20 protein-coding genes are annotated in these 25,930 nt (G+C 67.1%); 6 read left to right on the forward strand and 14 right to left on the reverse strand.

The features are described 5' to 3' along the window. Positions 1-73 precede the first annotated feature (73 nt). Positions 74-979 carry a universal stress protein gene (locus tag KA261_08340; protein MBP7697804.1) on the reverse strand — a complete coding sequence of 302 codons (906 nt, stop codon included), beginning with the start codon at positions 977-979 and terminating at the stop codon, positions 74-76. A gap of 3 nt (positions 980-982) precedes the next feature. Next, complete coding sequence (locus tag KA261_08345) at positions 983-2,314, reverse strand: Nramp family divalent metal transporter (GenBank protein MBP7697805.1); 1,332 nt, start codon at positions 2,312-2,314, stop codon at positions 983-985. Positions 2,315-2,518: 204 nt separating this feature from the next. Between KA261_08345 and KA261_08350 the strand changes: the two genes are divergently transcribed. Continuing rightward, a complete protein-coding gene (locus KA261_08350) occupies positions 2,519-3,343 on the forward strand; it encodes a DUF3298 domain-containing protein (protein ID MBP7697806.1) in 825 nt (274 codons plus the stop codon). 5 nt (positions 3,344-3,348) lie between these two features. Then, a complete protein-coding gene (locus KA261_08355; GenBank protein ID MBP7697807.1) occupies positions 3,349-4,299 on the forward strand; it encodes a DMT family transporter in 951 nt (316 codons plus the stop codon). A 28-nt stretch (positions 4,300-4,327) separates the two neighbouring features. Here KA261_08355 and KA261_08360 read toward each other — a convergent pair whose 3' ends face one another. Genes KA261_08360 through KA261_08370 form a run of 3 tightly spaced genes read right to left on the reverse strand, consistent with a single transcriptional unit; the run spans position 4,328 to position 7,517 of the window. Further along, the gene (locus KA261_08360) at positions 4,328-5,323 is read right to left on the reverse strand and encodes a phosphotransferase (GenBank protein ID MBP7697808.1); all 996 of its coding nucleotides are present in this window, start codon (positions 5,321-5,323) and stop codon (positions 4,328-4,330) included. Between the two features lie 26 nt (positions 5,324-5,349). Then, the gene (locus KA261_08365; protein MBP7697809.1) at positions 5,350-6,822 is read right to left on the reverse strand and encodes an ABC transporter permease; all 1,473 of its coding nucleotides are present in this window, start codon (positions 6,820-6,822) and stop codon (positions 5,350-5,352) included. Continuing rightward, positions 6,819-7,517, reverse strand: a complete 699-nt coding sequence (locus tag KA261_08370) for an ABC transporter ATP-binding protein (protein MBP7697810.1) — start codon at positions 7,515-7,517, stop codon at positions 6,819-6,821. The genes KA261_08365 and KA261_08370 overlap by 4 nt, the downstream gene beginning before the upstream one ends. A 205-nt stretch (positions 7,518-7,722) precedes the next feature. Between KA261_08370 and KA261_08375 the strand changes: the two genes are divergently transcribed. Next, positions 7,723-10,368 carry an HYR domain-containing protein gene (locus tag KA261_08375; protein ID MBP7697811.1) on the forward strand — a complete coding sequence of 882 codons (2,646 nt, stop codon included), beginning with the start codon at positions 7,723-7,725 and terminating at the stop codon, positions 10,366-10,368. 25 nt (positions 10,369-10,393) lie between these two features. Here KA261_08375 and KA261_08380 read toward each other — a convergent pair whose 3' ends face one another. Next, positions 10,394-10,735 carry an arsenate reductase family protein gene (locus KA261_08380; GenBank protein MBP7697812.1) on the reverse strand — a complete coding sequence of 114 codons (342 nt, stop codon included), beginning with the start codon at positions 10,733-10,735 and terminating at the stop codon, positions 10,394-10,396. Positions 10,736-10,900: 165 nt separating this feature from the next. On the opposite strand from KA261_08380, the gene KA261_08385 reads away from it, so the two are divergent. Then, complete coding sequence (locus KA261_08385) at positions 10,901-13,783, forward strand: M28 family peptidase (protein MBP7697813.1); 2,883 nt, start codon at positions 10,901-10,903, stop codon at positions 13,781-13,783. Positions 13,784-13,819: 36 nt separating this feature from the next. Next, on the forward strand, positions 13,820-16,714 hold the full coding sequence (locus tag KA261_08390; GenBank protein ID MBP7697814.1) for a M28 family peptidase: 2,895 nt from the start codon (positions 13,820-13,822) through the stop codon (positions 16,712-16,714). Here the strand turns inward: KA261_08390 and KA261_08395 are convergent. The 8 genes from KA261_08395 to pyk form a co-directional block, all read right to left on the reverse strand. Beyond that, on the reverse strand, positions 16,707-17,621 hold the full coding sequence (locus KA261_08395; GenBank protein MBP7697815.1) for an EamA family transporter: 915 nt from the start codon (positions 17,619-17,621) through the stop codon (positions 16,707-16,709). The genes KA261_08390 and KA261_08395 overlap by 8 nt on opposite strands. Before the next feature lie 54 nt (positions 17,622-17,675). Further along, a complete protein-coding gene (locus tag KA261_08400) occupies positions 17,676-18,656 on the reverse strand; it encodes a radical SAM protein (protein ID MBP7697816.1) in 981 nt (326 codons plus the stop codon). 184 nt (positions 18,657-18,840) lie between these two features. Beyond that, on the reverse strand, positions 18,841-20,151 hold the full coding sequence (locus tag KA261_08405; protein ID MBP7697817.1) for a dihydroorotase: 1,311 nt from the start codon (positions 20,149-20,151) through the stop codon (positions 18,841-18,843). After that, positions 20,151-21,089: an aspartate carbamoyltransferase catalytic subunit gene (locus KA261_08410; protein ID MBP7697818.1), complete on the reverse strand. Its 939-nt coding sequence runs from the start codon at positions 21,087-21,089 to the stop codon at positions 20,151-20,153. The genes KA261_08405 and KA261_08410 overlap by 1 nt, the downstream gene beginning before the upstream one ends. Continuing rightward, positions 21,086-21,736: a bifunctional pyr operon transcriptional regulator/uracil phosphoribosyltransferase PyrR gene (gene pyrR, locus KA261_08415; protein MBP7697819.1), complete on the reverse strand. Its 651-nt coding sequence runs from the start codon at positions 21,734-21,736 to the stop codon at positions 21,086-21,088. Before pyrR ends, KA261_08410 begins: the two co-directional genes overlap by 4 nt. Before the next feature lie 287 nt (positions 21,737-22,023). Further along, positions 22,024-22,707, reverse strand: a complete 684-nt coding sequence (locus KA261_08420) for a hypothetical protein (GenBank protein MBP7697820.1) — start codon at positions 22,705-22,707, stop codon at positions 22,024-22,026. Between the two features lie 64 nt (positions 22,708-22,771). Then, positions 22,772-23,686 carry a polysaccharide deacetylase family protein gene (locus KA261_08425; protein MBP7697821.1) on the reverse strand — a complete coding sequence of 305 codons (915 nt, stop codon included), beginning with the start codon at positions 23,684-23,686 and terminating at the stop codon, positions 22,772-22,774. 6 nt (positions 23,687-23,692) lie between these two features. Beyond that, positions 23,693-25,120: a pyruvate kinase gene (gene pyk / locus KA261_08430; GenBank protein MBP7697822.1), complete on the reverse strand. Its 1,428-nt coding sequence runs from the start codon at positions 25,118-25,120 to the stop codon at positions 23,693-23,695. Between the two features lie 260 nt (positions 25,121-25,380). Here pyk and KA261_08435 point away from each other — a divergent pair, with 260 nt between their 5' ends. After that, entirely contained in the window at positions 25,381-25,749 is a 369-nt protein-coding gene (locus tag KA261_08435; GenBank protein ID MBP7697823.1) for a hypothetical protein, read from the forward strand. The last annotated feature ends 181 nt before the right edge of the window (positions 25,750-25,930 follow it).

The raw sequence follows: 25,930 nt of genomic DNA on the forward strand, positions 1-25,930 counted from the left end.
GATGCTTCCTTTGGTAGGATGCCAAAGTACCCGACGCCGGGGCAAAAGTCAAGGCGGATGGGATCGCGGGGAGCTACCCGGTGCGCACGGGGACCAGGAGGAGGGGCAGACCGGCGGAGCGGCAAACGCGGGCGGTCAGGTTGGCCGTTCCGAGCGCCCCGCTCCCCGTGCCGCCGTGGGTCGCCAGCGCGACCAGATCGATGCCGGGCGCCGCCGCCGCCCGTCGGACCACCGCCGCCGGGTCGCCGCGGAACACGTGCGCGCTTACCCGCACGCCCTGTCCGACCAGCCGCCGGCGGGGGGATGCGAGGTAGTTCTTCGCCTCCTGCGCCGACATGTCGAGGAGCCGGGCGGTGGCGGCCGGCATCAGGCGGCTCGGCGCGGTCATGGCCCCCGAGAGCGTTTCGAAAGTGGGGACGACCAGGGCGAGGACGACGGTCGCGGCGCACCGCGCGGCGAGCGCCGCCACCGCGGGCAACACCCCCTCGTGGTCGGGATCGCCGTCGAGCGGCACGAGGATCGAGCGGCACGCGAACGCGGCGGGGTCCGGTCCACCCCCGGCCGGGACCAGGAGCACGGGGGTGGTTCCGAGGCGGATGACCTGCTGGGCGATGCTGCCGAACAGGCGGTGCCGCAGACCGCCGCGCCCGTGGGTGCACAGGGCGATGACGCCGCTCGCGAACTCCTCGGCGTGCTCGACAATGCTCTGCGCCACGCTGGCGACCTCCACCGTGTGCACGTGGGTGCGGACCGCCAGCCGCCCGGCGGCGATACGGCGGGCGATCGCGCCGAGATACTGCTCGGCCTCCTCCGCCGTGCGAAGGTGGCGCTCGCCGTGGATTTCGGCCGGCGCCCGCCGTTCAATCAGGTGCACGAGCGTCACCGCCGCGCCGAGGCGTTCGGCGAAGCACCCAACGGCGGGGAGCACCTGCTCGGCCACCGCCGAACCATCGAGAGGAACCAGCACGCGTTCAAACACAGCTCACTCCCTGAAAAGCAGTTGGTACAGGAGGAACACGTTCAGGCCGATGATGAGCGACGCCACGATCGCGGCCGCGACGGTAGTCGGTTTCCGGTTCACCAGCACGCCCATGATCGAGCGGCGAGCGGTGAACAGCACGAGCGGCACGACGGCGAACGGGAGGCCGAAACTCAGGACCACCTGGCTGATGACCAGCGTCCGCGTCGGGTCGAGCCCGAGGGCGATGACGATCAGCGCCGGCGCCATCGTCACCAGCCGGCGCACCCAGACCGGGATGTGGCGCCTCAGGAAGCCCTGCATGATCACCTGGCCGGCGCTCGTACCGACAGTTGAGGAGGACAACCCGGAGGCCAGCAGCGACACGGCGAAGACGCCGCTGGCGGCGCTGCCGAGAAGCGGTTCGAGAGTCCGGTGGGCCTCCTCGATGGAGGCGATCTCGGACAGGCCGTGGCGATGGAAAGTGGCCGCGGCCATGATGAGGATGGCCATGTTGACGAGGCTGGCGAGCCCCATGGCGACGGTGACGTCGATGATTTGGAAACGAAAGAGCCGCTGCAGCTGGGCGGCGCCGCGAACCTGGATGCGGCCCTGGGTCAGGGCCGAATGGAGAAAAATCGCATGCGGCATCACGGTCGCGCCGAGAATCCCGGCCGCCAGCAACACCGCCTCCGGGCCGGGAAGGCTCGGGACGACCGCATGGCAGGCCACCAGCCCCCAGTCCGGCCGGTCCATGATCGATTCCACAACATAGGCGAAGACGATGACGGCGACCATGGCCGTGATGACCGCCTCCAGGCGGCGGAACCCCCGGCGCTCCAGACCGAGAATGAGGAAGGTCGCGATCCCGGTAAGCACCGCGCCCCAGATGAGCGGGATGCCGAGCAGGAGGTAGAACCCGAGGGCGGCGCCGAGGAATTCGGCCAGGTCGGTGGACATGGCGACCGCTTCCATGAGCACCCACATCCCCCAGGCGACCCAGGTCGGAAACTCGCGGCGGCAGTGCTCGGCGAGGTTGTAGCCGGTGGCGATGCCCAGTTTCGCGGAGAGCGTCTGGAGCAGCATGGCCATGAGATTGGAGAAGACGATCACCCAGAGGAGGCGGTAGCCGAACTCGGCGCCGCCCTGGATATTGGTGGCGAAATTACCGGGATCGACGTAGGCGACGCTGGCGATGAAGGCCGGCCCGAGGAACGGCAGCAACCGCTGCCAGCGGGACACGCGCTCCCCCGACAGCACCTGCTCGGCGATCCGCCGCGTCAGGTCGTCCGAGAGCACGGGCGGCGGCTTCCTCGGGACAATCTCGTCGGGCGGTTCGGATGGCGCGTCGGTCATATTTCGCTCGCTGTCGAAATCGGGTCGGGCGCGTTACTTTCGGGGCTGCGCCGCCCGCCGACAACACGTACGCAGGAGTCTCCCGCAGGCGCAAGATTCTCTTCGCACCGCAGCCGCCGCACCCCCCATCGGCGGTTCCCACAAAGAAGTTGAATTTACCGGGAGTTTGCGCTACCTTGGCGGAACCAACTCGAGGTATCACCCATGGCGGCGCGACATTACGCGATTCTCTCGATCAGCGCGGCGGCCCTCCTGCCCGCGGCCTGCGGTTCCGACCAGGACCGCTTCCCCACAATCACGTATGAGATGAAAACGATCGAGCGGCGGTTCGGCACCGAGGGAGACACGGTCAACGGTTTCGCCTACCTCAACGTGACCTACCCGGAGGTCACGGCAGCCTCGGAGAGAGGGGTCGCCGACTCGGTCTCCGCGCGCGTCTGGCAGTTCCTCCTGCGGCCGATGGCGGGAGCGGGCACGTTCGAGACGGTCGACGACATGGCCAAGGAGTTCATCCGGAATTTCAAGGACCGGCCGGATCCCGCGCGGACAGCCAGCTACGGCTGGACGTGGTTGCGGAAAGCCCGGGTGGAGACCGACACGCTCGGCATCTTGGGAGTGAGCCTGGTGGAGACCCGGTACCAGGGTCCGGAGGACCAGCATGCGGAGCGGCGGTATGTCAATTTCGACGCCCGGACGGGCCGGCTGCTCGCCCTGAGCGACCTGCTGATTCCCGGCGGCGACACACTTCTCAACCGAACCGCCGAGCAGGCGTTCCGGCGCGCCCGCAGACTCGATCTCGTGGAGTCGCTGGCCGCGGCCGGGTTTGCGTTCGATTCCACGGCCGGTTTCCGTCACAACGGAAACTTCCTCATCACCCCGAAAGGCTTGGCCTTCTATGTCAACCGCGGCGAGGCGGGCAAGGAGGAATTGGGCCCGACCGGCTACACGGTCCCCTATACCGACCTGGCGGCGCTCGCCCGCCCCGATGGTCCCCTGACCCCCTTTGTCGCGCCCCCACCGGGGCTGTAGCCGTCATGCCGACCAAGCCGAGCCGCCCCGGACCGGCCGGCGCGCTTGCGGCGCAACGGCGCACCGGTTACCTTTTGGCGCTGATTTCGGCGGTTGGGGGCGGGGCGGCCACGGCGACCGGGAAATGGAACCTTGTGCACCTCTCCCCCCTGGCCATGAACGCGCTGATTTTCTCGCTGGCGACGGTGATGTTGTCGGCGTGGGTGCTGCCCGGCTACGGTCCGGCGCGGGTTTTCCGGCAGACCCGGCGCGCCTGGTTCTGGATTCTCCTGTTCAGCCTCTCGTCCTGGTTCGCCGTCCTCCTGGTGTGGGCCGGCGTCCAGAAGATGGATCCATCGCTGGCCTCCTTCCTCAACCGGTCGGAGGTGCTGGTGGCGATCGCGCTCGGCATTCTGTTCCTCGGGGAGCGGCTCAGCCGGATCGAGACGCTGGGGGTGCTGCTGTCGCTGGCCGGGATCGCGCTCATGCGGCTGACGCTGCGGGGGGAATACTCGGTCGGGTTCGGGCTCGTGCTCCTGGGGTCGATCGGTTTCGGCCTCACCGAGTTCATTTCCAAGCACGCGGTGCGGCATGTCGACCCGCTGATCCTGACATACATCCGCAACGGACTGCTCGCGCTGGGGTACTGGGCGGTGCTGTTCGCCGCGGGCGGCGATCTGGCGGGACTCGCCCAGGTGTGGCCCGGGGTGATCGCCCTGGCGCTGTTCGGGCCGCTCGTCTCCCGGCTGTTCTACCTGCAGGCGCTGGCCCGGTTGGAACTCACCAAGGTGGCGGTGATCAGCCAGAGCCAGCCGGTGGTGGTGATGCTCATCGCGCTGGCGCTCTTGCACCAGTTGCCGACGGCGCGGGAGGCGCTCGGCGGGTTGCTGCTCCTGATCGGCTGCGTCATCATGGCCGCCGCGCATCGGAGGCCGTGGGCGCGATTCGGGCAACAGGCGGACACCCGGGCCGGATAGGACGGGCTGCCGCCCACCGGGGCCCGGGTCAAAATTCCGCGAAATCCAGGTCGACGACCGGGCGATCGGCGAGGATGCGGTCGCGCCGCCCCTCGAGGTACGCGCCGGGCCAGCCGCCGACGTCGGCTCCGAGGTGAAGCACAATCTGGCTGTAGAGGTCGAGCTCGCGGAGTTTGAGGAACATCGGGAGACGCCGCAGGTCCTCCGGCCCCAGCGCGGCGTGACGGCGGTAACCGCGGAGGAACGGCGGAAGGAACGTCTCCGCGAACGCCTCGGCGGTCCTCGGCCGAGCGGGCAAGGGCAAGGCATAAAACAGGGCCATCGCTACATCATTGACCAGAAACTGGTAGTGGCAATCGTCGAAATCGAACGCCGTCAGACAGTCGCCGTCGATGAAGAAATTGCCGGGGTGAAGGTCGTTGTGGATCAGACCGTAGGCCGTACGATCGACCGGCAGCGCCCTGAGCTGCGCCACGATCCGGGCGAAGCGGGCGAGGACGTCGTCGTCGACGGCCGGGCGATAGGGCGCCGGGTCGAGCGTCGGGTCCTCATGCCAGTGGAAGCGCCGGACCGGCGGCGCGAGCGGCAGGTACTCCCGGGTGACGCGGTGGATCCGGCCGACCAGCTCCCCCCAGTTTTCGAAGAAGCGGTCGCTGTAGTCGCTCCGGAGCGGTCTCCGGCCGGGGGCTTTCGCACAGAGTGAGGCAACGAAGAAGGAGTCGGCGGCGGGGATCACGCGGGCGAGGGCGCCGCCGCGGCCGGGAACGGGCGCGGCCACGGGCAACCCGCGCCGGGCCAGGAAGTCCAGCCAGTGCAATTCAGCGCAGACGAGCGCGGCCGTACGGTGGAGCGAGTGGCACAGACGGAGCACGAACGGACGCCCGCCGCGCGCGACCTCAAAGATGTGGTTCTCGAAGCCATCCAGTTCGGCGGCCGTGCGCGGCTCAAAATCCCACTCGCGCGCCGCTTCCGAAAGCAGCGCGGTTCGGCCGGCTGCGAATGCCTCACGGGATCGTCGGTCCACAGACGTCTCCCTTCTCCGGAGCGGGCTCACTCATTGCGGAGGGCTTCGACCGGATTGACGCGGGCGGCCCGCGCGGCGGGGTAAAGGCCGGCGGCGACGCTCACCGCCGTGCCGAACAGGAGCGCGACCGCGATCAACCACAGGGGGAGATCGAACAATTCCACCGCCGTCATTCCCTGGTTCTCCATCACCCGCACGGCCACGAACGAAGCGATGCGGGTCACAACCCAACCGAGGAGAATGCCGAGGACGGCGCCGACCGAGCCGATGACGCCGGATTCGGCGAGGAACTGGAGCCAGACGTCGCGGTCGTCGGCGCCGAGCGATTTCAGCACGCCGATCTCGCGGCGGCGTTCGAGGATCGACATGACCATGGTGTTGACGATCCCCAGGGAGGCGGTTACCAGCGCGATCATCCCCACCACCCCGAGCATGAGGTCGAAATAGAGGAAGAAGCGCTGGATCTCGGCGAACTGCTCGAGGTAGCTGAAGGTCTCGTAGCCCATCGCCCTGATGCTGTCGCTCAGGGCGGCGTAGCCGGTCCCCGGTTCGAGGTCGAGCGTGACGCGGCTGTAGGCGTCGGGCGCCGCTGTGTCGCCGCCGAAGAGGTTGCCGACGCGCCCGCTCTGGAAGGCGGCCAGCAGTTCGGCCGGGTCCGGGCCGCTCTTGGCCGCGGCGAAGCGCCGGGCGCTTTGCTCCGGAATGATGAGGGGTTTGACCCGGAGCCGGCGGCCCTGCGGGCCGTCGATCACGCCGACAATGGTCAGCGTGTCGGTGGTAATCATCGGCCGCCCGAGATACCCCTCGAGAAAGCTCCGCGCCGCGGCGTTGAATTCGCCGGTCGCCGTCCGCCGAAGGTACCCGACGTTGTCGAGGGAATCGAAGTCAAAGGCGTCGATGAATTGTTCGACGCGCCGGCTCTCCTGGCGGACGACGTGGACCACGGCGCTGTCGAGCGTCGAGGACGAGACGGAGACGGCGATCGATCGACCGAGGATCGAGTCGGCGGGTCCGAGCGCGTGATCTTCCAGAAACTCGCGCGTCACCATCGCCTCGCGCGAGCCGTTGGCGTCCGGTCGCCGCCCCGCGACGAGACGGGAATACAGACGGGTCGCGACGGCCGCCGGCGGAAGCACCTGAGCCTCAGCCGAGAGCTCGAGCGTGTCGAGGCGGACGGAGACGCTGAAGGCGTCGTAGGGATAAGCGAGGCGCACGCCCGGCAGACGCGCCAGGCGGGCGACGACCGAGTCGGTCAGCGGCGGCGGCGGCACCGAGTCGCCGAGGCTGTCGGCCGCCGGCGGGTAGACCTGCATGGTCGTGAACAAACCGAGTTTCTCATACTCCTCGGAGACGTTCTTCTCCGCGCCGGCCCCGAACGAGACCATGGCGACGAAGGCGCCGATGGCGATAACGACACCCGCCAGGGTGAGGCAAGTCCGCAGTTTCATCCGCCAGAGATTGCCGGCGGAGATCTCGACGAGGTCGCGGACGGTCATCATCCGGCCTCGGTTCCTTCGACCAGCCGCCCGTAGTGCATCCGCACGACGCGGCCGGCGAGCCGCTCGGCCAACGGGAGATCGTGGGTGACGAGGATCACGGTCAGCCCGTCGCGATTGTGTGCGGTCAGGAGGTCCGCCAACTGCCGCGTGTTCTCGCGGTCGAGGTTGCCGGTCGGTTCATCGGCAAGCAGAATCTCCGGGCCTTTCACCAGCGCGCGGGCCAGCGCGACCCGCTGCTGCTCGCCGCCCGACAGATCAGCCGGGCGGTGGTCGGCCCGGTCGGCCAGGCCGAGGCGGTCGAGCATCGCAGCGGCCCGGCGGCGGCGTTCGGGGCGCGGCGTACCGTTGAAACAGAGCGCCAGCTCGACGTTGCGGAGGGCGGTTAAATGGGGAATCAGGTTGAAGGTCTGGAAGACGACCCCCACCCGGTTGGCGCGGTAGGCCGACAGCTCGCGCCGCGACATCGCCCCGAGCGGGGCTCCGGCGACCGCGATGTGTCCCGAGGTGGGCGTGTCAAGACCGGCTAAGAGATTGAGCAATGTCGACTTACCGGAACCGGAAGCCCCTACGATGGCGAGGAAGCCGCCCCTCTCAACGGCCAGGCTGACCCGGTCGACCGCGCGGACTTCGCTGGCGCCGCGTCGATAGTAGCGGCAGACCTCGTCGGTTTGGATGTAGGCCGCAGAATCCATCATGAGAAGTTCGCCGATGCTGACCGGCTGGCGGGCCGCCGATACGCGCCTCCACTTCCGCCGCGGCGGGAGTAACCAAGCTCCCGTCCGCAGCCGATTGATACTAGAGTACGTCGCGGCGTGCAATTAGATTCGGCAACGTCGGGAATCGACGTTTGACAGCGGAGACGAATCCGTTAGATTAGGGTGTAGCTGGGTGTATGCGTCCATGAAAGTACTCGTCGTTGCGGCAGCCGTCATAGCGAGCCTCGCGGGCCGGGCGCTCGCCGATATAGCGATGCGGATCGAGCGGTCGGAGTTGGCGCGCCCGGGCGACCGGGTGACGCTGACCCTGGCGGCCGTCGACAGCACGGGGGCTTTTCAGATGGGCGGATTCGAGATGACGGTCCGCTACGACACCACGCTCACGCTGATCGCGGTCAACCGGGGGCAGATGCTTAATCTCTGCGGGTGGGAGTATTTCACCTCCAACCTGATCGGCGTCAACAATATCCACATCACCGCGATCGCCGACATATCCAACGGCGCCCACCACCCCTCGTGCTTCGGGATGCCAACCGCGGATCTGGTGGACATCACTTTCGACATCCCCTGGGATTACAGCCTCTACGGCCGGTTCCTGCCCGTGAAATACATCTGGTACGACTGCGGCGACAACGCCGTGTCCTCGCGCTGGGGGGATACGCTCTACATGTCGGACGATGTCTACGGTTTCGATGGGATCTCGGAGTGGGAGATCACGCGGGATACGGCCTTTCCCACCCCGTACGGTGCGCCCAGCTGGTGCAGCTCGGTGGCGGGCGGGCGGATTCTGGATTTCTACAGCGGCGGGGTCAGTCTCATTCAGCAGGATTTTCAGCCGCCGGTGGCGCACTGCCCGAATGATACGACGGTGGCGGCCGGGCCGAGCGAGTGCGCCGCAGTGGTGGAGTTCACCGCCACCGTCACCGACAACCGCCCGGGAGCGACCATCTCGTGCACCCCTCCCTCCGGCACGTATTTTTACCGGGGCGCCAACTACGTGCAGTGCATTGCCGTCGACGCCTGGGGGAACCGGGACACCTGCGGGTTCACGGTTACGGTGACCGACACCTCCGCGCCGATCCTGGCTGCCCTGCGCGATACGGTCATCGGCAATGCCCCGAACGAGTGCGGCACGGTGTGGACCTACAGCGCCGCGACGTACGATAACTGCCCGGGCGTGACCTGGTCCGGGTCGCCTCCCCCCGGTTCGTACTTCTCCGTCGGGGCCACCGACGTGATCGTCACCGCCGTCGACTACTCCGGCAACCGGAAAGTCGACACATTCTGGGTGACGGTGGAGGACCGGCAATGGCCGGTGGCCCATCACCCCGACTCGGTCATGGTCGCCGCCGCACCCGGCCAATGCAGCGCCCCGGCGACGTTTTCGGTAACGGCAACCGACAACTGCCCGCTCGCCACGGCGGTCGCCTACCCCCCATCGGGATCGGTCTTCCCGGTGGGGACAACGATGGTGCAGGTGATCGCCACCGACCTCCTGAATAACTGCGATACGACCTGGTTTCCGGTCACCGTTCGCGATACCGAGCCGCCGCAGTTGATCTACCCGGAGAGCCTGGTGGTCGGCGTCGACAGCGGCCAGTGCGCCGCGGCCGTCACTTACACCCTGTCGGCAGTGGACAACTGCGGCACGCCGGCGGTGACGGTGTCGCTGCCGCCCGGCTCGCTCTTCCCGCTGGGCACGACGGCGGTGACGGCGGCGGCGGCGGACCTCTCCGGCAACGTCGACTCCGCAGCCTTTTACATCACGGTCGTGGACGACGAGCCTCCGCGCCTCACGGCGCCCCATGACCTGATGGTGCCCGCCGAACCGGGAGTGTGCAGCGCGATGGTCGCGTACGCGGTGACGGCGGCCGACAACTGCGGGAGCGCCGCGCTGTCGGTCAACCCGCCCTCGGGATCGTACTTTCCGGTCGGAGTCTCCACGGTCGAGGCGGTGGCGGTCGATGCCGCCGGCAACGTCGACACCGCGCGGTTCACGGTGACGGTGCGGGATGAAGAGCCGCCCGCGGTGACGGCGCCCGCCGATCTGGATCTGCCGAACGACTCCGGAGCCTGCGGGGCCGCGGCCGCCTACGAGGCCGCGGCGTCGGACAACTGCGGCCTTCCCGCGGTGACGCTCCAGCCGTCCGCGGGTTCGTTCTTTCCCGTCGGGGCGACCGCGGTCCGGGCGGTGGCGGTCGATGCCGCCGGCAATGCCGATACCGCCTTTTTCACAGTGACCGTGCACGACACCGAACCGCCGACCGTCCAGTGTCCCGAGGCCGTCGAGGTGACGAGCGATTCGGGGTTGTATGGAGCGGTTGTCCATTTCGCGATCGCCGCGCTCGACAACTGCGCCGGGGCTCTGGCTGCGGCCGAGCCGCCCTCCGGATCGCTGTTCCCGCTTGGGAGCACCGTGGTGACGGTCGCCGCGCAGGACGCCGCGGGCAATGCCGATACCGCGCAGTTCACCGTGACCGTGGTGCTCGATGATCCGGATGCCGACGGGCTGCCCTCGTGGGCGGACAACTGCGCCGAGGACCACAACCCCGATCAGACGGACACGGACGGCGACGGCGTGGGCGACGCCTGCTGCTGCGCGGTGCGGGGAGACGTCAACGACAGCGGGTTGCCGGGCGCGCAGGTCAATGTGAGCGATCTGACGGCCCTCATTGCCTACCTGCTGCAGGGCGGAGCCACGCCCCCGTGCCCGGAGCAAGCCAACGCCAACGGCAGCACGGAGAGCGGCGGGCGAATCACCGTATCGGACCTGACGTTCCTGATCTCCTACCTGTTCCGCGGCGGTCCGGCGCCGTCCCCCTGTCCCTGACCGGCGGGATCCCGCGCGCCGCGACTCACTTCTCGGCCTCGGCGAAAGTCTGCCAGATTTCCGGATGATACCCGGCCGCCGCGCGCGGGCCTGATCGCACAATCGGCGTGCGAAAAAGAAGGGGGTGGGCCAGGAGCATCTCCTCCACGTTGTGGCGGATGTATCTCAGGTTCAGCCGCTCGTACTCCTTGCCCTCCGTGTCGATCAGTTCGGAAAGGGGCACGGCGCGGGCGAGGCTGCGCAGCTCCCCCGGACTCACTCCCTTCTCGCGCAGATCGATGACCTGGATAGCCACCCCGCGCTCGCGGAAGAACCGTTCCGCCTTGCGGGTGTCCGGGCATTTTCGCGTGCCGAATATCTGAATCATCGACGGATCCTTTTTCTCAACTTAGCGCGGGGCGGCCCGGGAGAGAACAAAAAAGCCGAGTCTGCGCCGGCCGGTTCGGGGCGTTTTTTTTCACAACCGTCTGCGGCGCGGCCGTTGTGTTTTCGTATATTGGCAGTAGAAGGAACCTCAATAGGGAACAGACCTATGAGTCGGGTGCTCGCAGCGGCATTCTGTATCTGCCTGGCGGCCTCGGCCGCGGCGGAAGATCTCCTCGAAGTAACAATCGGCAGCCATCGTGACGCCCGGGCGCTGCGCGAATCTGCGCTGACCCCGGTGGCGCTGACGGGCAACGTGTACCTCGCGCTGGGGGAGCGCGCGGAGTGGAAGAAGCTGGTCGAGGCGGGGGTGCGGATCGAACCGGTCGCCTTTGATGTGGCGCGGCCTCTGCTGGCGTTCGACCGCCGTCCGCCGGGAGATGCCCGGCCCGGCTACCCGGCCGTGTATGACCGCCACGGCTTTCGCCTCGTCGCTCTGCCGAACCGCTCGGCCCTCGCGGGCCCGCACGCCGCCGACCTGGCGCCGCTCGTCCGGGGCCCGGTTGCGGTCCGCTACGTCCCTCCGCGCCCGGCGCCGCAGCCGGCCGCCGGCGCCATGGGCACCATCGACAGCCTGGTCGCGCTGATCAGCGAAGATTCGCTTCGGTCGTACACCGAGCGCCTGCAGGCCTTTCACCGCCGCCTCACCGGCACCGATTCCTCCGCCGCGGCGCGCGACTGGATTGCCGCCCGGTTCCTGGCCTTCGGCTACGACTCGGTGGCGATCGATCCCTTTGTCGGCGAGCAGCTCTGGGACCGGGTCCCGGTGCCGAGCTACAACGTCGTGGCGTGCAAAGTCGGGGCGCTCTACCCGGAGCAGGAGATCATCATCGGCGGCCATTTCGACGCGGTGCCGGATTGTCCCGGCGCCGACGACAACGCCACCGGAACGGCGGGCACGATGGAGATCGCGCGCGTGCTCGCCGCCGGGGACTTCCCCATGACCCTCAAATTCATCGCGTTCGACTCGGAAGAGTCCTGGATGTGGGGATCGTACCACTACGCCGATTCGGTGGCGGCCGAGGGGGCGGAAATCGTCCTCATGATCAACCTCGACATGATCGCGCATGAATCCAACACCGCCGGAGCGAACCTCTACTGGGGAGCCGACCAGTCCTACGCGGCGCTCTGGGCGGATTTGGCGCCGACCTACGGCGGAATTGCCGCGAGCCTGATGGGGGGCACGGCCTCCGACCACCTGCCGTTCGCGGAGAACGGCTACGACGTGATTTTCGTCCAGGAGCGCAACTTCTCGACCCACTACCACGAGCCCAGCGACAGCACCACCCACCTCAATTTCGAATACATGACGCGCATGGTGAAAGTGAGCCTGGCGACCGCGGCGACAGTCTGGACGCTGCCTCCGCCGGTGCGCATCACGGCCATCCGGGAGCCGGGCGACGGCCAGTCGCAACTGGTCCAGTGGCGCGCGATTCACAGCGCCAACATCGACCACTACCGGGTGTACTGGTACCCGGACGGTTCTCCGGGAAACGCGCACAACCTCACCCTCCCCGCCGGCGACAGCAGCGCGCTGGTGACCGGGCTCACCGAAGGAGTCACGTATGTCTTCGGCGTGCGGGCGTACGACGTGCAGGGGCGGACGGCGCTGGCGGTGGAGGAGGTGCTCGGACGGCCCGATTCGCGGCCGGCCGCGCCGCCCGGACTGGCGGCGCTCCCGATCTCTCACGGGGTCCGGGTCTGGTGGCGCCACACCGATCACGAACTCGATTTCGAGCACTACGCCGTCTACCGCGACGGCACGCTTGCAGGCACGACCGCCGACAGCGTGTACGAGGACCGCGACCCCGCGCTGGGAACCGAGCTGCACCGCTACCTGGTCGCGGCGGTCGACTTCGACGGCAACCTGTCGGACACCGCGGCGGCTGTCGAGGCCCGGGCGGCGACCTTGACGCCGGGGCGGATACTGGCGATCAACCGCGACAATGTCGCGGTTCCCGGAGCCGAGGTCGCGCTCACCGGGGAGTTCCTCCGCGCCGCCCTGGCCGGCGCCGCCTGCGACTACCGCTCCGATTCCGCCTACGCCGACGCCTCCTCCCGCACCCGGCTCTACGACCTCGTCAGCTACGAACTGGTGGTGGTGGCCGGAGAGACGTTCTACGACAATGTCGCTTTCAGCCCGGCGGGGGGCGGACTGCTCGACACCCTGGCCTACTACCTCGCGATCGGCGGGAAGCTGCTCGTCTTCGGCCGGTTCGGTCCGAGTTCGGGCAACACGGTGGTGACCATCCCCTACGCGGCCACCGCGGCCGCCTGGGACGACGCCTACAGCACCGTGTTCCACCTCGCCGAGCGGTCGGTGCTGCCCCTGGTGGCGGGAGGCCAGGTCTCCGGGGATCTGGTCGGGGCCCATCCCCAGCAGGCGGGCTGGCCGGCGCTGCCGTGGGATTCGCTGCGGACGGCGCAGCAGGAGCCCTCGATCCAGACGCCTTTCGGCATCTGCGCGGGGTCGTTTGTGACGCTGAACTCTTCCCTGCCCGATGTCCTCTACACCTACGATTCGGGCACGGATGACACGCTGACGGAGGGGAAAGCGGTGGCCTGGCGGTACCTGGGGGCGGACTACCGCTACATCTGGTTTGACCTGCCCTTGTCGTTCTTCGACGAGGCGGCGGCGATCGCGGCGGTGCACCGGGCGGTCAATGACCTGACCGGCACGGCGACTGCTCTGCCGCCGGAGGAGACGCTGCCGGACGGATTCGCCCTGACGCCCAATTACCCCAATCCGTTCAATCCGCGCACGACCATCGGGTACACGCTTCCCCGGACGGTGCGGGTGAAGCTGACGGTGTACAATCTGCTCGGGCAGCAGGTGCGGGTGCTGGTGGATGGGGAGCAGGCGGGGGGACGGCATGAGGCGGTCTGGGACGGGACAACCGGGAAGGGGCGGCCGGCGGCCAGCGGCGTCTACCTCTACCGCCTGGAGACCCCCTCCCGCTGCGCTGCCAGGAAAATGCTCCTCCTCAAGTAGCCCGCCGGCGGGCGGTGGCGTTGGAGGAAAGTGGATATGACGTTCCGCATGGGATTCCTGACGCTAGCGGCGGTGATGCTCGGCGCCGCCCCGGTAGTCGCCGACAAATTGGTGGAAGTGACGCTTCGGGATTTTGCCGAGGCCCAGCAGCTCGAGGCCGCCGGCGCGACGGCGGTGGCGGCGGCGGGGAACTTGTACCTGGCGGTGATCTCCGACTCGGGCCTGGCCCGCCTGACCGCGGCCGGCGTGGAGGCCGCTGTCGTAGCCCAGGGCGTCGCAGCCGACCGTCTGGCGATCGACCGCAGCGCCCCCGGCGCGTACCGGGGACCGCACGCGGTGGTGTTTGCGCGCGATCGACTCCGGCTGGTGCAGGTTGATTCTCGCGCCGCCGCCGAGAAGGACCCCGAGCTGGTTCCGATCACCGACTTCCCCGTGCCGATCCGCTACTCCCCCGCGCGCCCGGCGCCGCAGCCGGCCGCCGGCGCCATGGATACAATCGACAGCCTGGTCGCCCTGGTGAGCGAGGACTCGCTGCGCAGTTACACCGAGCGGCTGCAGGCATTCTACCGCCGCGTGTCCGACACCGACTCGAGCCGGGCGGCGCGGGACTGGCTGGCGGCTAAGTTTGCCGCGTTCGGCTACGATTCGGTGGTGCTCGACTATTTCGATCCCTACCCCTCATCGAGCACGCCCCCCGGCGAGTGCTGCAACGTGGTGGCCTGCCGGCCGGGCGCGGCATATCCCGAACAGCAGATCGTGATCGGCGCGCACTACGACGCGGTGGCAAGCAGCCCCGGCGCCGACGACAACGCCTCGGGGACGGCGGCGGTGCTCGAACTCGCCCGCGTTCTCGCCGGGTGCGCGGCGCCCGTGACTCTGACGTATATCCCGTTCGACGCCGAGGAGAGCGGCCTGCTGGGCTCGCGCCACTACGCCGATTCGATGGCGGCGCTCAACCGCGAGATCGTCCTCATGGTTAATTTCGACATGATCGGGCACGAGACGAACGATTCGGTCGCGCGCGTGTATTTCAACCACGATTCGGTCTACGCCGATCTGTGGGTGCTCCTCGCCCCGACTACCGGACCGCTCGTCGGGGATATCGCCGGGTACGGCGGGAGATCGGACCACGTGCCGTTCGGGAGCAACGGCTACGACTTCCTCAGTCTGACCGAGGACGACTTCTCCACCCACTACCACTCGCCGAGCGATTCGACGACCTATCTCAATTTCGATTACGTGGAGCGGATCGTGCGCGTGTCGCTGGCCGCCGTGTATGCGGCGGCGACGCTGCCGCCGCCGGTGCCGATAGCCGCGATCCGGCAGCCGGGCGACGGCCGGTCGCTCCTCGTGGAGTGGCGCCCCCTCCGCCGGACCGCGCTCGATCACTACCGCCTCTGCTGGTACCGCCAGGGAAGCCCCGCGACCCTCCAGTGTCTCGACCTCCCTCCTTCCGACAGCATACACACCGTGGAGGGGCTGACCGAAGGGGCCGCGTACATCTTCTACGTGCAGGCGTTCGATTCCGCGGGACAGACCTCGCTGACGTGGCCCGACGGGATCGGCATCCCGCAGTCGCGGCCGGCGCCGCCGGAGGGGCTGACAGGACTGCCGATTCATCAGGGCGTGGCGCTGCAGTGGGGTCGGAACAACCAGGAACTGGATTTGAGCCACTACGCGATCTACCGCGACGGCGCGCTTGCGGGCACAACTTCCGACACGGTTTTTCAGGACCAGGATCCGGGGCTGGGGGAGGAGTTCCATGAGTACCTTGTCGCGGCCGTGGATGACGACGGCATTGTCTCCGACACGATCGGCCGGACGCCGTTCGAGGCCCGGGCGGCGACCTTGACGCCGGGGCGGATATTGGCGATCAACCGCGACAATGTCGCGGTTCCCGGAGCCGAGGTCGCGCTCACCGGGGAGTTCCTCCGCGCCGCCCTGGCCGGCGCCGCCTGCGACTACCGCTCCGATTCCGCCTACGCCGACGCCTCCTCCCGCACCCGGCTCTACGACCTCGTCAGCTACGAACTGGTGGTGGTGGCCGGAGAGACGTTCTACGACAATGTCGCTTTCAGCCCGGCGGGGGGCGGACTGCTCGACACCCTGGCCTACTACCTCGCGATCGGCGGGAAGCTGCTCGTCTTCGGCCGGTTCGGTCCGAGTTCGGGCAACACGGTGGTGACCATCCCCTACGCGGCCACCGCGGCCGCCTGGGACGACGCCTACAGCACCGTGTTCCACCTCGCCGAGCGGTCGGTGCTGCCCCTGGTGGCGGGAGGCCAGGTCTCCGGGGATCTGGTCGGGGCCCATCCCCAGCAGGCGGGCTGGCCGGCGCTGCCGTGGGATTCGCTGCGGACGGCGCAGCAGGAGCCCTCGATCCAGACGCCTTTCGGCATCTGCGCGGGGTCGTTTGTGACGCTGAACTCTTCCCTGCCCGATGTCCTCTACACCTACGATTCGGGCACGGATGACACGCTGACGGAGGGGAAAGCGGTGGCCTGGCGGTACCTGGGGGCGGACTACCGCTACATCTGGTTTGACCTGCCCTTGTCGTTCTTCGACGAGGCGGCGGCGATCGCGGCGGTGCACCGGGCGGTCAATGACCTGACCGGCACGGCGACTGCTCTGCCGCCGGAGGAGACGCTGCCGGACGGATTCGCCCTGACGCCCAATTACCCCAATCCGTTCAATCCGCGCACGACCATCGGGTACACGCTTCCCCGGACGGTGCGGGTGAAGCTGACGGTGTACAATCTGCTCGGGCAGCAGGTGCGGGTGCTGGTGGATGGGGAGCAGGCGGGGGGACGGCATGAGGCCGTCTGGGACGGGACAACCGGGGAGGGGCGGCCGGCGGCCAGCGGCGTCTACCTCTACCGCCTGGAGACCCCCTCCCGCTGCGCCGCCAGGAAAATGCTCCTCCTCAAGTAGCCCGCCGGCGGGCGGTGGGCGCGCGTTTCGGCCGGAAAGCCGGGGGATCGGGCAAGGCGGAGAGAATGAGGCCGAGGAATATGAGCAGACCGCCGCCGGCCGTGCGGAGAATGAACGGCTCCCCGCCCAGAGTCCAGGCGAAAACCCCCGCAAACACCGGCTCAAAGGCAAAAACCAGCGACACCCGCACCGGCGCGATGATGCGCTGGGCCAGCATCTGAATCACGAACGCCGAGGCGGTCGGCAGCAGGGCCAGGAAGATCACCACCCACATCGCACCGGCCGTCCGCACCGCGAACGGCCGCCCGGTCACCCACCCCGCCGCAATGCTCAGTGCGCCCACCAGGAGAAACTGCTGGCAGCTCATCACCCAAGGATCCAGGCCCTCCTTGAGATACTTGTCGGAATACAGCAGGTGCAGGGCGTAGGTCATGGCCGAAATGAGGGTGAGCATGTCGCCGACATTGACCTGGCGCAATCCCCCGGTGAGAATCCACAGCCCGACCAGCGAGACCGCCGAAGCGATAACCTCCATGATCGTCGGCCGGCGGCGAAAGAGCAGTCTCAGAAGGATCGGGACAAAAGCGATGAATAGACCGGTGATGAAGCCGGAGTTGGAGGCCGTGGTGTACTGCAGGCCGACCGTCTGCGAGATGTAGAGGGTCCAGAGAATCACGGCGAGGATGGCGGACCGTCCGAGATGGGCCGTGAGGTTCCGTCCGAGGATGATCACAACCGCCAGCAGGAGCCCGCCGGCGATGAGGAAGCGGTACCCGACCAGGATGAGGGGATCGACGGCGGCGAGCGCCCCTTTGACGACGAAAAAGGTCGCCCCCCAGATAGCGGCGGCGTAGAAGAGGCCGAGGTGGCCGAGGACGGTAGGGGCTTTCGGCGCCGGTGTCGGCATAGGGCTCACCCGGGAGTGGGCGGCGCGGACGTCGCGCTTAAGAGAGTGCCGGGCCTAGCGCCGCACCACCCGGAGGGCATCGGCAATCAGCCGGTAGGGGGTTTTTTCGGAATTGGCGCGGATCGCCGTGTAGCAGTCGCCGCACTCATTCGTGCGGCTGAACCGCTCGCGGATCTGCGCCGGATCATCGTAGTGGTCGCGGCACATGCCGCACGGGGTCAGCTTCCCCCACGGGTTGACGATCATGAACCGTTCCCCGGCGCGGCAGCGGGGGTGGCCGCCGGTACGGAAAAAGTCGATCATTTGCCGCATCGTCCATTCGGAGGTCATGATCGGGTAGCCCTCCCGCTGCATCGCCGCCAGCCGGTCGACAATCGTCTCCAGCTCGGCGAGATCCTGCGGCGACGTGATCAGGTAGTACTTCTTCCCGGTGCGCAGAGCGTTGTAGGTGCTGAAATTCACCCCCACCCCCCATTCCCGCGCGAGCTCGGCGATTTTCGGAAGGTCGCGGAAGTTGTCCGACTGCACGACGCAGGCGAGCACGATGTCCTTGTGGCCGTGGGCCGCCAGCGTCGGGACCAACTCGCTCATCTTGCGAAAGTTGTCCTTGAGGTGGCGGAAGGCGCTGTGGCGGTCGTCGGGATAGTCCAGCGAGAAGGAGAACTCGTCCATGCCGGCCTCCCGGAGCTGGAGGTATTTCTTCTCGGTCATGATCTGGACATTGGTGGTGATGACGAAGACGGGGACCGGGTCGCGCTCGCGCATGGCGCGCACGATGTCGACGAGGTCCTTGCGCAGCAGCGGTTCTCCCCCGGAGATCTGGGCGACTGCCGGTTTGAGGCGGGTCAGCCAGTCGGCGAACACCTCCGGGCCGAGCCGGGGTTCCTTGACATAGTCGCCGAGGTCGCAGTGTTCGCACCGGGCGTTGCAGTTGTAGGTGATTTCGAACGAAACATTGATGGGCCGGCGGCGGGCCATGTTTGCGAGCGTCCGTGCAGCGATCCGCGCCATGCGGCTGCGACTTAAGGTCGGCATTTCGCCTCCTTGCTGGTGGATGCCGATCGGACCGGGCGGCCGGGCCGCCGCGATCCGCTGTCAATGGGTCAAAGGTACGCGGGCGCGGCCCCGATCACAAGGTCATTTTGGGAAACCGCACGCGCGGCCCCGCGCGGGACTGCCGGGGGCGAACCGCCGCCCCCGGGGCGTCCTGCGCCGCACCTTAGCGCTGGTAGACCGTGCGGCCGCCGAGAATGGTCCGGGCGACCTGGCCCGTCAGCTTCCACCCGATATAGGGCGAGTTCTTCGATTTCGACCGGAACTTGTCGGCCCGCACCGTCCACTTCTTCTCCGGGTCGATGATCGTGATGTCGGCGGAGGAACCGACCGCCAGCGTCCCGCCGGGGAGTTTCAGGATGTGGGCCGGGTTGACGGTCATTTTGCGGATCACGTCGGCCCAGTTCATCAGACCCTTCTCGATGAGGAACGTGTTGATGAGTGCGAGGGAAGTCTCCAGCCCGATCATACCGGGGGGAGCCAGGTCGAACTCGCAGTCTTTCTCCTCCTCGGAGTGGGGTGCGTGATCGGAGGCGATGCAGTCGATCGTGCCGTCCACGAGGCCTTCGATGAGCGCCTGCCGGTCGCTCTCCGAGCGGAGGGGCGGGTTGACCCGGAGGTTGGTATTGAACGCTTTCGCGATTTCCGCGTCGTTGAGGACGAGGTGGTGCGGGGCGGCCTCGGCGGTGACGCGGATCCCTTCCTTCTTGGCCTGCCGGATGGCCTCGATCGCCCGCTTGGTCGTGATATGCTGGAAGTGCACCCGTCCGCCGGTCGAGCGGGCGAGGGCGATGTCGCGGAGCACGGCGATCTCCTCGGCCTCGGGCGGCGCCCCTTTCAGGCCGAGCTTGGTCGACTCGAACGATTCGTTCATGACGGCGCCCTCGCACAGCTGCTGGTCCTCGGCGTGCTGGAGGACCGGGATGTTGAACATGCGGCTGTACTGGAGGGCGCGGCGCATGATCTCGGCGTTCTGCAGGTAGGCGCCGTCGTCGGAGACCGCCACCGCGCCGACCTTCACGAGATCCCCGATTTCGGAGAGCTCGGCCCCTTTGCGTCCCTTGGTGATGGCGCCGACCACGTACACGCGGGCGTCGGCCGACTGGGCGCGGTCCTGGACGAACTTGACGGTTTCCTGGTTGTCGATGGCCGGGGCGGTATTGGGCATGCAGCAGAGCGAGGTGAAGCCGCCGGCGGCGGCCGCCCGGCAGCCGGTCTCGACCGTTTCCTCATCCTCGCGCCCCGGCTCGCGCAGGTGGACGTGCACGTCGATCAGGCCGGGGGTGACGATCATCCCCGCCGCATCAATGACTTTCTCCTCGGGCATGCCTTTCAGGTCGCGCGACCCCTCGGAGGTCTTTTCCATCTTGACGATCTTGCCGTCTTTGATGAAAATGCTCGCTTCGCGGCCGAAGCCGAGCGCGGGGTCGATGACGCGGCCGCCGCGAATGACCAGATCGTATGATTTTTTCGGCATTACTCGACCTCCCCCTCGTCCTTGCCGCGCAGGAGATAGAGGACGGCCATGCGGACCGCCTGCCCGTTGGTGACCTGGTCGAGGATCACCGACCGGTCGCCGTCGGCCACGTCGCTGGTGATCTCCACGCCGCGGTTGATCGGACCCGGGTGCATAATCGTGTAGTTCTTGTTGAGCCGTTTGAGGCGCTCACGGTTGATGCCCCAGAGGTTGGTGTACTCCCGCTGGGACGGGAAAAGGCCGGCCTGCTGGCGTTCGAGCTGGATGCGCATGACATTGACGACGTCCGCGCCGTCGAGCGCCTCATCGAGATCGGTGTAGCTGTCGCAACCGAACTGCTCGATCTCGCGCGGCAGGAGGGTGGATGGTCCGCAGAGGGCGACCGAGGCGCCCATGGTCTTGAGCCCCCAGATGTTCGAGCGGATCACGCGCGAGTGCCGCACGTCCCCGACCAGCACCACCCGAAGACCGTCGAGCCGGCCGTACTTCTTGCGGATCGTGTACATGTCCAGAAGCGCCTGGGTGGGGTGTTCGTGCGACCCGTCGCCGGCGTTGATGATGTTGGCGTCGACGCACTGGGTCAGGAAGTAGGGCGCGCCGGCCGAGCTGTGCCGCACCACGACCATGTCGATCTTCATGGCCTCGATATTCTGCACCGTGTCGCGGAGGGACTCCCCTTTCGACACCGAGGTGCCGGCCTTGGTAAAGGCGATGGTGTCGGCCGAGAGCCGCTTCTCCGCCAGCTCGAAGGAAATCCGGGTGCGCGTGGACGGCTCGTAGAAGAGGTTGAGAACGGTGAGGCCGCGCAGGGTCGGCACCTTCTTGATCGTCCGTTCCAGCACCTCGCGGAAGGTGTCGGCCGTATCCAGGATCAGTTCGATGTCGGCGCGCGGGACCCCTTCGAGTCCCAGCAGGTGGTTGGAACTCAGTCGGCTCATTTGGCGCTCCCCTTCCCTTTCGGTTTTTTCCCGGCCGCGCGTGCGGTCTTCTTCGCCGGCGCTGTCCCGGGAGCCGCCGGCCGGCTCTTCAGGCCCCCGGCGCGGATCACGTACACCCGGTCCTGACCTTCCTTCTCCTTCACTTCCAGAACCACCCGGTCGTCGCGGGCGGTGGGGATATTCACGCCCACGTAGTCGGGGCGGAAAGGCAGTTCGCGGTGGCCGCGGTCGACGAGCACGGCCAGCTGGATCGAGCGCGGCCGGCCGAAATCGATGATCTGATCGAGCGCGGCGCGCACCGTGCGCCCCGTGAAGAGCACGTCGTCGATGAGGATGACGTTGCGGTCGACGACGGCGAAGAGGATCTGGGTCTGCTGGACGATGGGCTGGTCGAGTTTCGAGTGCACGTCGTCCCGGTAGAGGCTGATATCCATGAGCCCGACCGGGACTTTGACGCCTTCCAGTTCCTCGATGTGCCGGGCGATGCGGCGGGCGAGAAAGGCGCCGCGGGTGAGCACACCGATGATGACGAGCGATTCGGCCCCGGCGTTGCGCTCGACAATTTCGTGCGCGATCCGCTGCAGGGCGCGGGCGATTTTCTTCTCATCGAGAATTAGATCCGTCTGTGCAGGCAATGAAACCTCCATGTCGGCAACAGTGGATAGGGTTGGCGCATGCTCCGTGGTGCGCGGCGCGGGCGGCGCGGGGAATCGGCCGGCGGCGCGTATCCTTGTTCGGCGTTCAACTCCGTCAATCCTTTGGTGACCTCACCGGATCACCTTAAAAGGTTCGGTCGGGCGACCGGGCGCAGGCGCGCGGGCGGCCTGCGGTCATTTCCGGGGCGCAAAATACGCTCTGCCGCCCGGCCGTCAAGCTCCCCGCGCGAAAAAAAAGCAGCTTTTTTCGGGGCCTCCGCTCAGCCCGGCGCGAGGCGTCAGAAGAGCCGGTCCAGCGGAGCGACCAGCCCGAGCGCGGCCGAGAAGTAGCGGGCGGTCTGCGCCGCCGGGCGGCCGCCCCCGGCATCGTCGGTTGGAACCACCCGGTCCACCCCGAACAGGCGGTCAAAGGTGAAATCGAGCGCAATTCCCCACTTCTCGGCGAAGAACACGTCGATCCCGCCGTTGCCGCGGAGACCGAATTCGAAACTGGTCTCGTCATCGGACAGGAACGGGTCGTCCTCGCGGTCGACGCGGTAGGCGATGTCGCTGTTGAACATCCACAGGCCCGCCCCCAACGCGACTCTCGGGCGGATCGGGCTGCGGGCGGCGGGCGGATTGAGCTGGACGCCCAGGTGGAGGGCGAACGCAGTCTCGGTGGTCGAGCGGGTGGCCGGCATGTACCCGCCGTCGGTCGGCACACTCACGACCTCCTCCTCGCTGTTGAAAAGGTTGCCGCTGAGATTGGACCAGAGGGCGAAGATGCTCATCGGTTTCGGGCGCAAAGTGACCCGGCCGAGCACGCTGAAGGCGCGGAGACCGTAGCGGGACACATCCCCCTCGGCCCACGTGATGCCGGCGCTGAGAGCCGCCTCTCCGGGGCGGTCAAGCGGATCGGCGCCGGCCGGGGCGGCCGGCAGCGTCGCCAACAGAACCAACAGGAATGACCTTGCCCTGCGCATAAAACCTCCTCCCGTCCGCGCGGCGCGGGCCGGCTGTACCCAACCTCCCGCGCCGCAGTGACTGTCACTCGCCCGCCGGGAGCAAGTCCGGGTCGCTTCGGTCGATCATCTCGAGATACCCGACCCCCTTGCCGCCGAAATACGCGTGTGGCTTCTGGTAGGCCTCGTCCTGGAGCGCCCGGTCGAGGGAAATGAACTCGTAGCCCATGTCCTTGATCGCCTGGAGCATGACGTCGAGGTACATCGCGTTGAGCTGGTTCGCGCGCAACTGGAGGATCTGGCGGCAGGGCCGGCCGAGTATCTCCTTGGCCAACACCTCCGCGGCTTCGATCTGATCGAGGACATGGTTGACGTATTCGTTCATGAGCTGTTCGTACTCTTTGTCGGTCGGCCGGCCGCCGACTTTCTGCAGCCCGAGGTCGTAGAGGTAGTCATCGACGATGACGCTCGCGTGGGCGACCGCGATGTCGTTGGCGTCGAGGTACCCGGCGACAGCGCGGTACATTTCGAGGGAGGTGCCGTAGTGGAGGAAGGGGTAGCGGAAATAGCGGCGCTGCTGACCGAACCCCTCGAGCATCGGCTCGATCGCCTGCTGCCCGGCGACGATGTCGGCGATGAAAGCTTCGACATTGACCGCGCCGACCTCGTTGAGATCGCTGTAGGAGTACGTGAGATTGCCCAGGCAGTGGCCGTCGTTGAGCCATTGGCCGAGCAGATCGAATGAGGATTCAAGGTTCTGGCCGACGACGAAGCCGGCCGCTTTGACATCGTACTTCTTGAGCGCCTTGAGGATCGGCCGCAAGACCTGGTCGGGCGCGGTGGACGAGAACCCCTGGGCGGCCGGGAGCTCGTCAAAGGTGATGCAGATCTCGTGGTCGCCCTTCGCCTCGGCCGAGGTGAAACTCAGACCGGCAAGCAGCAGGACGACAACGGCGGCCCGCCCGGAGTGCCGGCACAGCCGGCTGCACATGTGCCACATACTTCTCTACCCGGATTCCCTTTCGTCCAGAATGGTCACGATCATCATGAAATTTGTCGGTTTCATTTGGCCGAACGGCGCACCGCCGGTCACTACCACGCGGTCGCCCGGCCGCACGCCGGCGTAGGCGCGGCCGATCGCGCTCACCAGACGCGCGATCTCATCAAACGAAGCCGGCTGCTCCACCAACACCGGATACACCGAGCGGTGGAGCGACAGGGCCGACATCACGCAGCGATTCAAAGTCAAAGCTATAATCGGATACGGCGAAAACAAGTTTGAGATGAGCTGGGCGGTGAAGCCGGAGCTGGTAAAGGCGAATACGACGCGGGCGGTTCCCTGCTCCTGAACGAAGCTGACGGCGTCGGCGATCGCCTGCGGGACGGGATCGGTGACCGTTCGCTCGACCCGGACGGCACTTGCGGCGGGGAGGGCCTCCTCGGTGGCGGTGATCACCTGCGTCATCATGCGGGCCGCCTCCACCGGGAATTTGCCGGTGGCCGTTTCCGCCGAGAGCATGACGGCGTCGACAAAGTCGAGCACCGCCGAGGCTACGTCGTTAACCTCTGCCCGGGTGGGCCGCGGATTGAACCGCATCGACTCGAGCATCTGAGTGGCGACGATCACCGGTTTGTGGAACTTGTTCGCGACCTTGATGATATGCCGCTGCAGGCGGGGCAGGACCTCCGGCGGCAGTTCGACGCCGAGATCCCCCCGCGCGATCATCACCCCGTCGGCCGCCGACATTATCTCGTCGAGCCGGTCGATCGCCTCGCGCTTCTCGAGCTTGGCGATAACCTTCGGGCCACCGCCGGCGGCGGCGATGAGTTCCCGCGCCTGAACGACATCGTCGGCCGAGCGCACAAACGAGAGCGCGATATAGTCGGCGCCGCAGCGCACCGCGGTCTCGATATCTTGGCGGTCCTTGGCGGTGATCGTGGGAATCGGCAGGGGCACGCCGGGAAGGTTAATTCCCTTGCCGCCCAATAACTTTCCGGAGCTGTGCGACCGCACGGTCACGGCCTGTTCAGTCCGTGCGGTCACGTGAAAGAGAAACTGACCGTCATCCATGAACAGCCGGTCGTCGACACGCAGCGAGGCAATCACGGCGGGATGGTTGACCGCGATCAGTCGATGGGCCAGGTCTGTCCGGTCGGCGACCAGGGTGAGCTCGGTCCCCTCGGCAATGTCGAGGCTCCCCTCAAAGCGATCCAGGCGCAATTTGGGCCCGGAAATATCGAACAACAGGCCGATCGGGAAACAAGCCCGGGCGGTGGCCTGGCGGATCGTGGCGGCGGCCCGGCAGAAATCGGCGGACTCGCCATGGGAGCAGTTGACTCGGAACAGGTTGACGCCGGCCGAGACGAGCTCCCGAAGCCGATCGGGATCGTCGATGGCTGGACCGAAGGTGGCCAGTATCTTCGTATGTTTCACGAACTTCTTAGTACGGGATAAGAATCGGGAAATCAACAAAAAGGCGCAGCCGCAGACGGGCGGGGAAGGTCGAGGGCATCACGGATGGCGGAGGGTGCCACCGGCGGCATGTGATCTATCTGGCTGACAACCAGTTACCACTTTTCTACGGCTCCCGGTTTGACTTCGCCCGCCGGATAGTGTATATTGCCCCGGTCAGGGGTTACCGGGGATGGCTCTTCCCTGGGTTAGGGATGAAACCGTAACAATGGATTGACACAGTGAGTAAGAGAGTCATTATCGCTGCCAACAACATGATCTTCACCTCCAAGATCATGACGGCGCTGGATTCTCTCAAGGCCGAGGGGATCAAAGCCATCAGATCGGAGGAAATCTTCAGCAAGGCCCAGGACCTCCAGCCTGATCTCATCATCATCGACCTGAATCTGAACGGGATTGAAGCGCCGGCGCTGATCAACAAGCTCCGCTCGTACGGCGCCACCAAGCAGATCCCGATCGTGTGTTATTCGCCGAACCTGCTGAAGGACCAGATGAAAGCGGCCAAGGTGGCCGGCGCCACCGAGGTGTATCCGAACTCCCAGATGACGTCGCGCATGAACCAGATTCTGGGCAAGTATATCCAGAACTGACGATCGGAGGGGGCCGGTCACACGACCGGCGGGCGGGCAGTCTTCCCCCGTTCGGCAGCGGCGCTGACAGATCGCGGCATCATCCCCGGCCGTCCGACGGGCCGCGGATCTTCCGGGAAAATCATCGCCGCACCGGCACCATTCCGGATTCGATTTTCCCGGCGACATTTTAGCTTTCGCC

Source organism: Candidatus Zixiibacteriota bacterium (genome assembly GCA_017999435.1).
GTDB lineage: Bacteria > Zixibacteria > MSB-5A5 > GN15 > FEB-12 > JAGNLV01.

What these genes read in the sequence shown, in the direction of transcription:
- KA261_08345 (MBP7697805.1), bottom strand. Translation starts at nt 2,314, where the DNA reads ATGACCGACGCGCCATCCGAACCGCCCGACGAGATTGTCCCGAGGAAG.
- KA261_08350 (MBP7697806.1), top strand. Translation starts at nt 2,519, where the DNA reads ATGGCGGCGCGACATTACGCGATTCTCTCGATCAGCGCGGCGGCCCTC.
- KA261_08355 (MBP7697807.1), top strand. Translation starts at nt 3,349, where the DNA reads ATGCCGACCAAGCCGAGCCGCCCCGGACCGGCCGGCGCGCTTGCGGCG.
- KA261_08365 (MBP7697809.1), bottom strand. Translation starts at nt 6,822, where the DNA reads ATGATGACCGTCCGCGACCTCGTCGAGATCTCCGCCGGCAATCTCTGG.
- KA261_08370 (MBP7697810.1), bottom strand. Translation starts at nt 7,517, where the DNA reads ATGATGGATTCTGCGGCCTACATCCAAACCGACGAGGTCTGCCGCTAC.
- KA261_08375 (MBP7697811.1), top strand. Translation starts at nt 7,723, where the DNA reads ATGAAAGTACTCGTCGTTGCGGCAGCCGTCATAGCGAGCCTCGCGGGC.
- KA261_08380 (MBP7697812.1), bottom strand. Translation starts at nt 10,735, where the DNA reads ATGATTCAGATATTCGGCACGCGAAAATGCCCGGACACCCGCAAGGCG.
- KA261_08385 (MBP7697813.1), top strand. Translation starts at nt 10,901, where the DNA reads ATGAGTCGGGTGCTCGCAGCGGCATTCTGTATCTGCCTGGCGGCCTCG.
- KA261_08390 (MBP7697814.1), top strand. Translation starts at nt 13,820, where the DNA reads ATGACGTTCCGCATGGGATTCCTGACGCTAGCGGCGGTGATGCTCGGC.
- KA261_08395 (MBP7697815.1), bottom strand. Translation starts at nt 17,621, where the DNA reads ATGCCGACACCGGCGCCGAAAGCCCCTACCGTCCTCGGCCACCTCGGC.
- KA261_08400 (MBP7697816.1), bottom strand. Translation starts at nt 18,656, where the DNA reads ATGCCGACCTTAAGTCGCAGCCGCATGGCGCGGATCGCTGCACGGACG.
- KA261_08405 (MBP7697817.1), bottom strand. Translation starts at nt 20,151, where the DNA reads ATGCCGAAAAAATCATACGATCTGGTCATTCGCGGCGGCCGCGTCATC.
- KA261_08410 (MBP7697818.1), bottom strand. Translation starts at nt 21,089, where the DNA reads ATGAGCCGACTGAGTTCCAACCACCTGCTGGGACTCGAAGGGGTCCCG.
- pyrR (MBP7697819.1), bottom strand. Translation starts at nt 21,736, where the DNA reads ATGGAGGTTTCATTGCCTGCACAGACGGATCTAATTCTCGATGAGAAG.
- KA261_08420 (MBP7697820.1), bottom strand. Translation starts at nt 22,707, where the DNA reads ATGCGCAGGGCAAGGTCATTCCTGTTGGTTCTGTTGGCGACGCTGCCG.
- KA261_08425 (MBP7697821.1), bottom strand. Translation starts at nt 23,686, where the DNA reads ATGTGGCACATGTGCAGCCGGCTGTGCCGGCACTCCGGGCGGGCCGCC.